Source organism: Sphingobium vermicomposti (assembly GCF_011762025.1).
GTDB classification, from domain to species: Bacteria; Pseudomonadota; Alphaproteobacteria; order Sphingomonadales; family Sphingomonadaceae; genus Sphingobium; species Sphingobium vermicomposti.
The window spans coordinates 342750-356513 of record NZ_JAASQR010000001.1 but is presented as its reverse complement, the minus strand read 5'-3'; the positions used below and the strand labels follow the sequence as shown (position 1 = coordinate 356513).

Genomic DNA, 13764 nt, shown 5'->3' with positions numbered 1-13764 from the left:
AGGGCGCAACGATTGCCACGATCAGCGAGATGGCCGCTCCGGATGTCGATCCGGGGATGGCTCTACTACGGGATTTCTCGCATAGCCCGTGCCTAAGAGGGTACTAAGAGTGCATCGAAAGCCGATCAAGCTGGAGCGGGATGCGCCGATGAGCAAAGAACCCAAGATCACCTTCCACGGCGCTGCCGGGACCGTCACCGGCTCCTGCATGGAGTTGCAATATGGCGGACAGACGGTCCTCATCGATTGCGGCTTGTTCCAGGGCTCGCGCACGTTGGAAACTCTCAATCGCGAGTCCTTTTCGTTCGATGTTCGCCGGCTGGATGCGGTGATCCTGACACATGCGCATATCGACCATAGCGGCTTGCTGCCGAAGCTCGTCGCGGAGGGATATCGTGGACCGATCTACGCGACTGCGCATACGCGCGACCTCCTCTACCATATGCTGCCCGACGCCGGCCGTATCCAGGAGAGCGAGGCCGAGCGGCGCAATCGCCGCCAGGACCGGCGCGACGAGGCGCCCATCGAGCCGATCTACACCGAGGCCGACTCGAAGGCAGCCTATGAACAGGTCGAGACGGTCGGACTGAACCGGTGGTTCGATGCGACATTGGCGTTCAAGGCCAGGCTGTGGAATGCCGGGCACATCCTGGGATCCGCATCAGTCGAACTCGAAGTGGGCGGCACCCGTCTGTTTTTTTCTGGCGATCTCGGCCCCGATCACAAGGCGTTTCACGCCGATCCCGAAGGACCCAACGGACTAGACCATATATTCTGCGAGAGTACCTACGGCGACCGCGTTCGCGAGGATGTGACGATCGAGCAGCGGCGGACATTGCTCGAGGCCGAAATCAAGGCGGCGCTCACGCGTGGCGGCAATCTCGTCATTCCCGTCTTCGCGCTCGAACGGACCCAGGAACTGTTGCTCGACATCGCGACACTCATCAACACGGGTCGCTTAGCTCATCCGTCGGTTTTCATCGACTCGCCGCTGGCGACGCGAGCAACGGAAGTGTTCGCAAAGCATGCCGGAGAACTGGAGGACATGGGGTCGGGCGAAGTTTTCCGACATCCCTCGTTCCATTACACGGGCAGCGCAATGGAATCGATGCGCCTGAACGACATGTCGGGCGCGATCATCATGGCTGCGTCCGGCATGTGCGAAGCAGGACGTATCCGTCACCACCTTCGGCATAATCTCGCAAGGCGGGAGTCGACAATCTTGTTCGTCGGATTCCAGGCGGCCGGTTCATTGGGGAGAACGATCCTCGATGGTGCCAATCGTGTCCGTATATGGGGGCAGGATGTGGCGGTTCGAGCCCAGATCCGGCGGATTGACAGCTATTCGGCGCATGGCGACCAGAACGACCTGCTGCGGTGGATCAAAAGGCGACAGCCGATCGACGGCAGTCTCTTCCTCAGCCACGGTGAAGCCGGTTCTATCGAGACGTTTCGACGGCTACTCGAAGCGGACAATGCGGCGATGTCGATCATCACCCCTCGGATCGGCGAGACCTATTCCCTGCCTTCCCGCGGAGCGGCCAAGAGGCTGAAGACCGGAGATCCGGAACTGCAAAGCGCAGTCGGGAGGGATTGGCAGAACGACTATGCCGATTTCTCGGTCCATCTGAAGAAAGAACTGCAGAGCATCGAGAGCGCGTCAGCACGCCGGGAGGCGCTTGCGAGGATGGGCGAGATCTTGCGTTCCTATCAATCCCATCGTGAGAAGCGAAAGAGCCGAAATAGTTGACCGCAGGATCCACTCTGATTGGGGAACATACTTATGGGCACGCCTCAGACGGCGTTTTATCATGATCGAATGAAAGCCAACGGAGTAAGTTATGTCGAATACCCCCCACACCTTGGGTGAAGAGTTCCCGGGCCAGATGGACAAAATCCATGCGTTAAAGATCTCGGATTCGAACTTTGCGCAGTTGCTCGCCGACTATGATGGGGTGAACGACGAAATCCATTTGGCCGAGACGAACGTCCAGCCGATCTCGCAGGATCATGAGACGGCGCTTCGCAAACGGCGCCTGGCGATCAAAGACCAGATCGCACAAGCGCTGACACCAATCGCGTAGTCGGACGCGGCTCGTGCGGCCCATCTCGGCGGCTTACAACCATCAGCGCGACCTGATTGATGCCTTATGATCGGCGTTTCCAAAGGGTCGGGAAGCTGGCAACCGCGACATGCCCCTAAAGCTACTGGGGGCCCCTTGCCTATTCAGCGCGACAGAAGAACCGGAAGCGACGCGTCGTCGATCAGGTCGCGGGTGACGCCGCCGAGCAGGATATCGCGTATCCGCGAATGAGCAAAAGCACCAATCGCGAGAAGATCGGCCTCATTCTCGTCCGCGAAGCGCTGTAAAACCGTGGAGATGCGCCGACCGGCCGAGCTGAGCACATGAACGTCAACCCTGAAGCCGTGGCGGGCAAGATGGCGAGCGATATCCGAGCCGGGTACGGGACCGTGGCCTTCGGCGGTGGGTTCCGGATCAACACAGACAATATCGATAACCGCACCCGGATTTACGACATCGATCAAGTCACGGACAGCCCGGCGCGCCTCTTTGGAGGCATCCCATCCCAGGACGGCACGGTCCACGCGCTCAAGCTTTGCATTGTCAGGCAAGCAGAGGACAGGTCCGCCCGATCCCGTGACGGCGGCCTGCAAGCTCCGTCGCCGCAGCTTCTGGTTTTCGAAAGCCGAGGCGCCGCCGATCAGCAGTAAATCGGCATAGCGCCCTTCGACACGAGACGCTCCCCCGAGATAGGCAAGGGCATCGGCAACCGGACGCACCTCGACGGGATTGGCCTCGTCCCTCACTGCCACCTTCACCGCTTCGGTACGGCGCTTCTCTTCTTCATCGATACGGTCGAGGATAACGGGATAGTAGTCGAAGGGCGGCAGCACAGCTGCATTGTCGAAGATATCCATCATCAACGATATTGCGAGATGCGCTTCCTGCGCCGCGGCGAACGCCGCGGCGCGCTTGATAAATCTGCGCGCGGCTTCGCCATTGTCCACGATTGCGACCAAATCTTTCAGCATCGTCTTTTCCTCTCCTGGTCGACCAAAATCCTAGCCCGTCGGGTCGCATTACGTCCGTTCGACGATCAGATAGCTGAGGTAGGCCACGTAAGCGCTCACGAAGAGGCCCCCCTCAATCCGAGAAATCTGACGTCCGCTGACGAAGACCGGGATGCAGAGCAACGCCACGCCCAGCATGATCGGGATATCGATGCGGACCAAATGGCTGCCGACTTCGACCCCCGCGGCCGGTATGAGGCAGGTCACACCCAAGATTACGAAGATGTTGTAGACGCTGCTGCCAATCAGGTTACCGATCGCTATGTCGCGCTCACCACGAATGGTGGACATGATCGTGGTGACGAGTTCTGGCGCTGACGTGCCAATCGCCACAATGGTCAGGCCAATAAAGGCATCCGACACGTTCCAGATCCGTGCCAACTCGACAGCACTATCGACAAGCCAGTCAGCCCCAACGACAATAATGATTAGACCCAACGCAAGCAACAGCATCTCGGTTGCCGCTTGGCGGCTGGCGAGGCGTCCAGGCCCGAACTCGCGCGCAAATTCCAACTTGACCTGAAGGCTCTCCTGCCGCGCCAGTCGGATGACCGCCAATGTGAATGCCGCGCCCATGGCAACTAGCAAAAGACCCTCAAGTCGCGAGAGCCGGCCGTCCCACGCGAAGGCGAGAAGCATAGCCGCTGCAATGACAATCGCAGGAAGTTCCAGGCGCAGGGTCTGCATCTGGAGCGCCAGCGGTTGCAGCGCCGCGCTCAGCCCGAGGATCAGCAGAATATTCACCGTATTGGTGCCGGCGATGTTGCCGATTGCAAGCGAGCCGTTGCCCTGAATGGCGGCCTCGATGCCGACGGCAAGTTCCGGGCTGCTTGTACCGAGCGCGACCACGGTCAGACCGATCAACAGGGGAGAAATGCCAAGACGAGCGGCCAGCGCCACGCCGCCTCTTACGAGCAATTCGGCACCGGCGATCAAGGCCGCAAACCCAACGGCAATCCAGACGATCGCATGGATCACACGGCTAGTCCGGCTTGCGCCTGGCGGGATCGGGCACAAGAAGGACGTCGCCGGGGACGGAATCGATGATCTTGCGCGCCATGCTTCCGATCAGGGTCTCATAGACCATGCCGCCGCCATGCGTGCCCACCACGGTGAGATGGCGCCGCGAATTCTCGGCGTAGTCCCGCAACAGCCCTTCGGGCACACCATGCTCGATCATGCGACTGACCTTGCGCGCGGCATCAGGCCCTAGCCCGGCTTCAGCGAGGAACTTGTCAGCCGCATCCTTGCCATATCCGTCGAACTGCTTCTCGATCTCGGCGCGGCCAAGATAGCCGGCAAAGGGCACGTCATAGGCATGGAAAAGCGAGATGCCAGCATCGGGGAAAAACCGGATGGCCGTCTCCAACGCGACGCGGGAGGACGCTGAAAAATCGGTCGCGACGAGCATATTGTGATAGGGCTCGAAGGCACGGTCACGAACAATCAGGACCGGAATCGTCGACCTGCGGATCAGACGGTCGACCGTATCGCCAATAAACATGCGCGCTAGTAGTTCGTCACGGGCGACACCGGTGACGATCAACTCCGCCCGGGCCGCCCGGGCGGCTCCCAGGACCACGTCGGCCGGCGAGCCCATTTCGACGTGAACCGCGATGTCGATGCCGGGATCCTCGTGCACCAGATCCCGGTAGATGCGGTTGCGGGCTTTTCGAACGGGATCTGGCGGGCGGCGCCAGGACGGCAATTCGCCTAATCTCCCGAACAGAGGGGTATCTTCGGGCGAAGCAAGTGCGTGAATGACGGTAAGTTCAGCCTGCCATGCCTTAGCGACGAGCAGAGCGCGGTCGAGCGCGCGGTCGCAGCGATGACTGAGGTCGGTTGCCAACGCCATGCGTCTAGGGAAGATGCCCTGAGTCACGTTTCGTTCTCCTAGTCGTTGAGTTCCTTGAACCAGCCCAGCCGCCGCATGACGTGCTTTTCGACCTCGAGCAGGACCATGAGAGCGGCGCCGGCAAAAACGAGCAGCGCGAGGTCGGCGAAGGCGAGCGGCCGCGAGTTGAAGAGCGCGTTCATGAACGGAGCGTAGGTGAAGAGTGCCTGACCGACGATAAGGATGGCGATCGCGATCAGGACTGCCGGCGTGCCGACGGCACCCCGCCAAGTCAGCGAGGTCGTATGCAAATAGCGGACGTTGAAGAGGTAGAAGATCTCGGCGACGATGAACATATTGACCACCATCGTGCGCGCCACTTCGAGGCTGCGTCCCTGGTTAAGTGTGTGAAAGAAGATACCAAGAGTGACAGCGGCGAAGAGCACTGACACCAGCACCACGCGCCAGAGGAGGAACGGCGAAAGCAGCGGGGCACCGCGCTGGCGCGGATGACGTTGCATCGCGCCGGGCTCGGTTGGCTCGAACGCAAGCACCAGGCCGAGGGTCGCGGCGAGGATGAGGTTGACCCACAAGATCTGGGTTGCCGACATCGGCAGGGAGAAGCCTAGCAGGATCGCCAGGACGACGGCGAGCGTCTCACCGCCGTTGGTAGGGATTTCCCAGGAAATGACCTTGCGGATATTGTCATAGACGGTCCGGCCCTCGCGCACGGCGCTGACGATAGACGCAAAGTTGTCATCGAGGAGCACCATGGACGCGGCTTCCTTCGAGGCTTCGGTGCCCTTGATACCCATGGCCACGCCGACATCGGCCTGCTTGAGCGACGGGGCATCGTTCACCCCGTCCCCGGTCATCGCGACAATCTTGCCCTGCGCCTGCAAGGCGCGAACGATGCGCAGCTTGTGCTCCGGGCTGGTCCGGGCGAAGACAGAAACGCGGTTGACGACCTGTTCAAGGTCCTCATCCGAAAGCCTTTCGATATCCACGCCGGTCATCACCTGTGGATCGTCGGCCAGAGCGAGCTGGCGCGCGATCGCCAGCGCCGTTGCGGAATGGTCGCCGGTGATCATCTTGACAGCGATACCGGCCGAAAGGCATTCAGCGATCGCTTCCCTCGCTTCGAGACGCGGCGGATCAATGAAGCCGACAAGGCCGAGCAGCGCGACGCCCGCCATGTCGTCGAATGAGATGCGCTCCGCATCCGATGGCATCTGCTTCGCTCCAAACGCAAGGACACGTTCGCCTTCACTTCCCGCTTCGGTTATGGCTTGGTCCCAGTAGCTGATTTCGTCGGGCGCAGTCATCGCGAAGACGGCCTCGGGCGCACCCTTGACGAAGAGCATCATCGCGCCGTCAGGTCCGCGGCAAAGCGTTGCCATAAAGCGGTGCGCGGCATCGAATGGAATCTCGTCGAGGCGCTGCCATTCGGAACGCTCCATCTCGGGATCGACGGCCGCCTTCATGGCCAGCGCAAACAGCGCTCCCTCCATGGGATCGCCTTCGACACGCCAGTCGTTTCCGTCGTTGCGCAGCGATGCATCATTGCACAGAAGCCCGCAGCGGATCAGCGGCATCGAAGCGGAGAGAGCTTCGGTCTGATCGCCGGGTCCGGCAATCCTGATATGACCTTCCGGGACATAGCCCGAGCCTTCGGCAAGCATGGTGTAACGCGCGGTGACGATTCGGCGTGCGGTCATCTCGTTGCGCGTCAACGTGCCGGTCTTGTCCGAGCAGATTACCGACGTGGCACCGAGCGTCTCGACGGCGGGAAGCTTGCGGATCACGGCGTTGCGTGCCGCCATGCGGCGCACGCCGATGGCAAGCGTGATGGTAATTACCGCAGGCAGGCCTTCCGGCACGATACCCACGGCAAGCGCGACTACAGCGATGAGGGCGTCGACCCAGTCGTAGCTCCGAACCAAGACAGCGAATGCAAACAGCGCCAGGCCGCCAGCCAGCACAAACCAGGTGAAGCGGCGCGCGAACTGGTCGATCTGCTGTAGAAGCGGCGTCGCCATTGTTTCGACGGACTGGATCAGCGAACTGATCCGTCCGATCTGCGTATGCCTGCCGGTCGCCACGACAATTCCGTTCGCCTGCCCCGCGGCGACGAGGGTTCCGGAAAACGCCATGTTCTGCCGATCCGCCAGAACCGTCTCCTCGGGCAGCACGGCCTCATGCTTCTCGGCCGCGACCGATTCTCCGGTCAGCAGCGCCTCATCGATCAGGAGGCGGCGGGCGTGGAGCAGCCTAAGATCGGCCGGAACACGATCGCCCGCTTCGATAAGGACAAGGTCACCCGGGACGATCCCAGAGACCGGAATGGTTTGCCGCACGCCTCCCCGGATGACACTCGCCTTGGGAGCGATCATCTGCTGGATTGCTTCCAGCGCCTGTTCGGCCTTCCCTTCCTGGATATAGCCGATGATCGCATTCACGATGACAACCGCGACAATCACCACTGCATCGATCAAATGGTCGAGCAACGCTGCCGCCAGCGCGCCGGCGAGCAGGACATAGATCAGCGTATTGTTGAATTGAGCCAGAAAGCGCAGCAGCGGGTTGCGACGAGACGCTCGAGGCAGGACATTGCGACCAAAACGCGCCGCTTGGCGGTTTACCTCCTCTGGCGAGAGGCCTGCAAGCTCGACATCGAAGATTCGGGCGATCTCGCTACCCGGTAAAGCATGCCAGCGCACTTCTTCAAAATCAATCGGCGCCGACATCAAGCCTCCATGAGATGGATGGGAGAATAGGGTGGGGCACAGCAACTCGCAAAGCCGGGCGTGCAACGGCGCCAGCGTCAGGGTGGGACCCGGATTGATCGCGCCCCAACTACTCGGCGAGTTCCGGGTAAGCGGGCAACTCGCTCGGTGCTCGTGCTGTCATCCCAAGCGCCTTGGCGACACCGGCACCGTAGGCCGGATCGCAGCGCGTGCAGTTGTCGATATGGCGCTGTTTGATGAAATCCAACGCATCGCCCATGGCGGCGGCGGTGTTCTCGAACAAGGCTTGCTGCTGCGCAGGGTTCATCTGCTGGAACAGCTTGCGCGGCTGGGTGAAGTAATCGTCATCATCTTCGCGGAAGTCCCAGAAATCCGCGTCGCCTTTGAGCCGGAGCGGCGGCTCGCGATATTCCGGCTGGTCCACCCACTGGCCGAAGCTGTTGGGCTGATAGTGCGGCAGGCTGCCATAGTTCCCATCGACGCGGCCATAGCCATCACGATGATTGCTGAACACCGGGCAGCGCGGAGTATTGACGGGAATCTGGTTGTAGTTGACGCCGAGTCGATAGCGCTGGGCGTCCGCATAATTGAACAGACGCGCCTGCAGCATCTTGTCCGGTGAGACGCCGATGCCGGGCACCACGTTCGACGGGGCGAAGGCGCTTTGCTCGACGTCCTGGAAGAAGTTCTCCGGGTTGCGGTTGAGCTCGAACTCGCCGACCTCGATCAGCGGATAGTCCGCCTTGTACCAGACCTTGGTCAGATCGAACGGATGGAACCGGTAGGTCTCCGCGTCCGCCTCGGGCATAACTTGGATGTACATCTTCCACTTCGGGAAATCGCCGCGCTCGATCGCATCGTAGAGGTCGCGCTGATGGCTTTCGCGGTCGCCGCCGACCAGCGCCGCCGCTTCTCCATCGGTCAGGTTCTCGATGCCCTGCTGGGTCTTGAAATGGAACTTCACCCAGAACCGTTCGCCGGCCTCGTTGTAGAAGCTGTAGGTATGCGATCCGAAGCCGTGCATATGGCGGTAGCTCTTCGGGATGCCGCGGTCGGACATCACGATCGTCACCTGGTGGAACGCTTCGGGAAGCAGCGTCCAGAAGTCCCAGTTGTTGGTGGCCGAGCGCAGGTTCGTGCGCGGATCGCGCTTCACCGCCTTGTTGAGGTCGGGAAACTTGCGCGGGTCGCGCAGGAAGAAGACCGGCGTATTGTTGCCGACCATGTCCCAGTTACCTTCCTCAGTGTAGAATTTGAGCGCGAACCCGCGAATATCGCGCTCGGCATCGGCCGCACCGCGCTCGCCGGCAACGGTGGTGAAGCGGGCGAACATCTCGGTTTTCTTGCCGACTTCGGCGAAGATTCGGGCGCGCGTGTACCGCGTGATGTCGTTCGTCACGGTAAAGGTGCCAAAGGCACCCGAGCCCTTGGCATGCATGCGCCGTTCGGGAATCACCTCGCGCACGAAGTTCGCCAGCTTTTCGTTCAGCCAGACATCCTGCGACAGCAGCGGGCCGCGCGGGCCGGCAGTCAGGGAATTCTGGTTTTCCGTGACGGGCGCCCCGAATGCCGTGGTCAAATGGGTGACGGGGCACTTGCCCTTGTTCAGGATGTTGTCGGACATTGTCGATGCCTCCTTTTCTGGTGCCGGCGCGTGGGGATCAGTGCGAAAACAGGAGCGGGATCGGTGCCCCGCCGAGCAGGTCGCGGGTGACGCCGCCAAGGATCATCTCGCGCAGGCGCGAATGTCCGTAAGCGCCGAGCGACAGTAGCGCCGCACCGCGCTCGCGGGCGGCTTTCACCAGCCCATTGCCATCAGACAGTTCGTCCGCCCAGGCAGGAACCACCGTCGAGACGAAGCCGTGCCGAGCGAGATGGCGGGCGATATCTGCGCCAGGATCGGAACCGTGGCCCTTCGTCGAGGGCTTTGCATCGAGAACAATCACATCGATCTTGGCACCCGGCGCGGCAAAGCTGATCGCGGCGCGCAGGGCATGGGTCGATTCGCGCGTGGCATTCCAGCCGATCGCGAGGTGTTCGATCGCTCGCGGTTTGTGCCCGTTGGGCAAGATCAGCACCGGCCGGCCCGAGGCGAACAATATGCTCTCGATGGTTTCGCGGCGGATCGGCGGATAGTCGTAGTTGTCGGCAGGACCGAACAGGACGACATCAGCGTAGCGCGCATAGACCGCAGCCTTGGTGAATATGACCGCCGGCTGGTCGGAAATCATGCGGACCTCGACGTTGGAGCTGCCGGCGAGCTTGGCAATACGCTGCTGCTTGGCTTCGACCGCTTCCGTGTAATCCTGAAGGAAGATGGGCGACGCGATCGTCAGCGCATAGTCGGCTGATGGGAGCGCCGAGAGGACGACGAGCGAAAGGCTGGCACTGTGGAACTCGGCAAAGGCCAGCGCGTCCCGCAGGAATTGCTCGTCCTTGTCGCCGGTATCCACCACGGCGAGGATGTCCTTGATAGCCATTCTTCCCTCCGACTTGATGGTATTTTGCTACCCCCCGCCGGAGAGGGTTTCATTTGGGTGTTTTACGTAGTCTCACACGTCGAGGGTGGCGAGTTGGGCGGTGAGCGCTTCGCCCAGCAATGGTGAGAGCGCGATCGAGTTGCTCGGGTGTGGAATGCTATCGGTCGTCACGAGGCGGCAGCCGATATCGGTGAGCAATGTCTCTGACCCTGTCGCGAAAAGCCCATGGACAGCAAGGCAGACGGGCGCCGGAAACCCCTGCGCGGTGATCTCTCGCGCGGCGTTGGCGAGCGTCTGTCCCGAGGAGATGACGTCATCGACCAGGATCGGAACGCGATCCTTCCACTCCGTCAGATCCGACGCCGCGATGAGAACATCCCGGTCGCCCCGGCGTGACTTGGTGAACACGACATGCGGCGCACCGATATGCTGGGCGATGGCTCCGGCCCATTGCTCGCTTTCGCTATCCGGTCCGATGATAAGCGGCTTGTCGATGTTGCCAAGGACCCAGTCCGCGAGAAGCGGCGCGGCTGCAAGGGCTGCGGTCTCGATTGAATAGATCTCCCCCAGATTGCGGTATCGATGCAGATGCGGATCGACCGTCACCAGCCCGTCGAACTCGGATGAGATGAGCTGGGCGAACTGGCGCGACGTCAGGGCCTCGCCATCGTGAAAACGACGATCCTGCCGCATATAGGCAAGGTAGGGGGCGATAAGCTGGACCGAGCGCGCTCCGCTTTCGCGCAGCAGCCTTGCTGCGAAGAGCAGCGGCATGATCTGGGCATCCGGGCGAGCGAGGGTGCAGACGATCGCGGTCGCACAGCCCGCCACCACCGAGCAAAGCCGGACATAGCTCTCCTCGTCGGGAAAGCGCCGGACATCGAGCGCGCCGAGCCGCCATCCCGCCTGGTCTGCGATGGAGCGCGCCAGGGGCTCATTGCCCGGCAGCGAGAAGAGCATCATGGTCATGGCGCGATGGTGAGCATGTCGCGATTGGCCGCGGCATAGGTCAACGCATAGGCCATTTCGCCTTGCGATTGGGCATGAAGGGTCAGGAGGGGCTGTCCGGCAATAATTTCGTCGCCCAGGACGACATGCAGAACCATTCCCGCGGCAGGAGCGTCCGGCGCGCCCGCCAGCTTGGCAAGCCTGGCGATCCGGCGATTGTCGATGTGCGTGACCCGGCCGCTGTGGGTTGCCACGATTGGATGCGTGAGCGGCGCTATCGGCGGCGTGCGCATCCCGCCCTGAGCATGACAGATGCGCTGAAACTTCTTCCAGGCACTCCCGTCGGCCAGCGTGCGCATGGCAAGCTCGCGGCCCTCGCCTTTCGAGGCGGCGGCACCCAGTTCGAGAACCACGCCGGCGAGCGTGCAAGCCCGATCGCGGAGGTCGCTCGGCGCATCGGCGGCACCCATCAGGACGGCGATGACATCGCGCGCCTCGAGAGCAGGTCCGATAGACCTGCCTACCGGCTGCGTACCATCGGTCTGGACGCAGCGAGTGACGACGCCAAAGCGCGCCGCAACGGCGCTCAGTGTTGCCGCGAGCCGATCGGCGGCCGGCGCGCTGCGGACCTTTGCCGTTGGGCCCACGGGGATATCGAGCACGACATGGGTGGCGCCTGCCGCGATTTTCTTCGACAGGACCGATGCGATCAGTTGCCCTTCCGTATCGATATCGAGCGCGCGCTCGACGCCGATGAAGATGTCATCGGCCGGGCTCAGGCACACCGCGCCACCCCACGCCAGGCAACCGCCTTCAGCTGCGACGACGCGCTGCATGGCATCGAGGTCGAGGTCGACGCGGGTGAGCGTTTCCATGGTGTCGGCGGTCCCCGCCGGCGACGTGATCGCGCGCGAAGATGTCTTGGGCATCGTCAGGCCACAAGCGGCGGCGATCGCCACAATGATCGGTGTCGTCCGGTTGCCGGGCAGGCCCCCCACACAATGCTTGTCGACGACGATCTCGCTTGGCCAGCTCAAGCGGTCGCCGGCCTCGACCATAGCCTTGGTAAGGAAGTAGGTTTCGTCTTCGTTGAACGGGCAGGCAGCCGTCGCTGTCAGGAAGGCTGCCAAGTGAACGTCGGTATAGCGTCCGGCCACCACGTCCTCGACGATGTGGCTCAAGGCCTCAGCGCTTAGCCGATGCCCATAGATGCGCTGGCGAAGGCAGGCGATCGACTCGAGCGGCGGCGCGTGCCCGACCTGCAGGATCGTCCCCTCCTCCACGCCGAGCGCGTTCCATGCCGCTTCGGACAGACCGATTTCGTCGCCGGCCAGAAAGTTCCCATCGACCTGGTACAGGGTAGCGGCAATGGGCTCGCTCCCGCCTCGGATATAGATCTGAGTATGAGGAGCGAGGCCTTCGGCGTGGCAGACCGGGCTGTCAGCCCGCATAATGGCGACCAGCTCATGGTGCGTGTGGAGGTGTAGCCGCCGCGCCCGCGCGAAAGACGGTTCAACGCGGCCCGGTACGCCAAGGTTGTTCTGCACGTGCAACCTGTCGGCGCGACCGCTGGTAAGACTCTCCGTCACGCCGCGATGACCACCTTCAAGGCTCCCGTGTCGGCCGCGCGGGAGAAGGTATCGTAAGCATCCAGGATGTCCGGCAGGGTGAATCGATGCGTGACCAGCTGCTCGGGTTGCAGGCGTTTGGCCTCAACCGTCTTGAGAAGCATCGGCGTGCTGACCGTATCGACAAGCCGCGTCGTGATCGTGATATTGCGCGACCAGAGCTCTTCAAGGTGAAGATCGACCTTCGCTCCGTGAACCCCCACATTGGCTATAACGCCGCCCGGCGCCACCAGTTCCTCGCACAGTTCGAAGGTCGCGGGAACGCCGACGGCTTCGATGGCGGCATCGACACCTTTCCCTTCAGTCAGATCGCGAACCAGCCGGACGATCGGATCACGCGTGCTGTTAAAGGTGTGAGTGGCGCCAAATTGGCGGGCCACGGCGAGGCGGTGATCGTCGAGGTCGATCATGACGATCCGCGACGGAGCGTAGAATTGCGCGGTCAGCAGAGTCGCAAGACCGATCGGCCCGGCACCGATGATCGCCACACTGCTTCCCGGCGTGACCTTGCCGTTGAGCACACCGCATTCGTACCCGGTCGGCAGGATGTCGCTCAGCATGACGAGGGCCTCCTCGTCAGCGTCAGCAGGGATAGGGTGGAGGCTGTTGTCGGCATGGGGGATCCGCACGAACTCGGCCTGCGTGCCATCGATCATGTGGCCGAGCACCCACCCGCCTTCGGCGCAATGCGAGTACATGCCGCGCCGGCAATACTCGCATCGCGCGCAGGAGGTGATGCATGAAATCAGGACATGATCGCCCGGCTTGAAACTGGCAACAGCTGCGCCGACCTCTTCGATCACGCCCACACCTTCGTGACCGAGAATCCTGCCGGGCTCGCAAGTCGGGACATCTCCCTTGAGGATATGCAGATCCGTGCCGCAAATGGTCGTCTTGGTGATGCGGACGATGGCGTCGGTCGGCGCCTGCACGGTCGGCTTGGGACGTTCGTCGAGGCTTTTCTGGCCGGGTCCGTGATACACAAGGGCTTTCATCATCCCCTCCCTGTTGAATTGGAGTTGCGCACGCGACC

General features: G+C 62.1%; 11 protein-coding genes. 2 read left to right on the top strand and 9 right to left on the bottom strand.

The genetic code is table 11. The annotated features are described in order from the left end of the window. Positions 1-148 precede the first annotated feature (148 nt). On the top strand, positions 149-1750 hold the full coding sequence (locus tag FHS54_RS01775) for an MBL fold metallo-hydrolase (RefSeq protein ID WP_167302069.1): 1602 nt from the start codon (positions 149-151) through the stop codon (positions 1748-1750). 91 nt (positions 1751-1841) lie between these two features. Continuing rightward, positions 1842-2084: an HP1242/YdcH family protein gene (locus FHS54_RS01770; RefSeq protein WP_167302067.1), complete on the top strand. Its 243-nt coding sequence runs from the start codon at positions 1842-1844 to the stop codon at positions 2082-2084. A 143-nt stretch (positions 2085-2227) separates the two neighbouring features. Here the strand turns inward: FHS54_RS01770 and FHS54_RS01765 are convergent, their stop codons facing one another. From FHS54_RS01765 to FHS54_RS01725, 9 genes are all read right to left on the bottom strand, one after another. Next, the gene (locus FHS54_RS01765; RefSeq protein ID WP_167302065.1) at positions 2228-3055 is read right to left on the bottom strand and encodes a universal stress protein; all 828 of its coding nucleotides are present in this window, start codon (positions 3053-3055) and stop codon (positions 2228-2230) included. 48 nt (positions 3056-3103) lie between these two features. Then, on the bottom strand, positions 3104-4072 hold the full coding sequence (locus FHS54_RS01760; protein WP_167302063.1) for a calcium/sodium antiporter: 969 nt from the start codon (positions 4070-4072) through the stop codon (positions 3104-3106). Positions 4073-4076: 4 nt separating this feature from the next. Next, positions 4077-4976, bottom strand: a complete 900-nt coding sequence (locus FHS54_RS01755; protein ID WP_167302061.1) for a universal stress protein — start codon at positions 4974-4976, stop codon at positions 4077-4079. 11 nt (positions 4977-4987) lie between these two features. Further along, complete coding sequence (locus tag FHS54_RS01750; protein WP_167302059.1) at positions 4988-7675, bottom strand: HAD-IC family P-type ATPase; 2688 nt, start codon at positions 7673-7675, stop codon at positions 4988-4990. 109 nt (positions 7676-7784) lie between these two features. After that, the gene (locus FHS54_RS01745) at positions 7785-9299 is read right to left on the bottom strand and encodes a catalase (protein ID WP_243855559.1); all 1515 of its coding nucleotides are present in this window, start codon (positions 9297-9299) and stop codon (positions 7785-7787) included. Positions 9300-9336: 37 nt separating this feature from the next. Then, complete coding sequence (locus FHS54_RS01740; RefSeq protein WP_341785920.1) at positions 9337-10128, bottom strand: universal stress protein; 792 nt, start codon at positions 10126-10128, stop codon at positions 9337-9339. Between the two features lie 99 nt (positions 10129-10227). After that, positions 10228-11124, bottom strand: coding sequence for a ribose-phosphate diphosphokinase (locus tag FHS54_RS01735; RefSeq protein ID WP_167302055.1), 897 nt, complete (start codon positions 11122-11124; stop codon positions 10228-10230). Next, positions 11121-12692, bottom strand: a complete 1572-nt coding sequence (locus FHS54_RS01730; protein WP_481883000.1) for a thymidine phosphorylase family protein — start codon at positions 12690-12692, stop codon at positions 11121-11123. Before FHS54_RS01730 ends, FHS54_RS01735 begins: the two co-directional genes overlap by 4 nt. Continuing rightward, positions 12689-13729 carry a zinc-dependent alcohol dehydrogenase family protein gene (locus tag FHS54_RS01725; protein WP_243855557.1) on the bottom strand — a complete coding sequence of 347 codons (1041 nt, stop codon included), beginning with the start codon at positions 13727-13729 and terminating at the stop codon, positions 12689-12691. Before FHS54_RS01725 ends, FHS54_RS01730 begins: the two co-directional genes overlap by 4 nt. Positions 13730-13764: the final 35 nt, after the last annotated feature.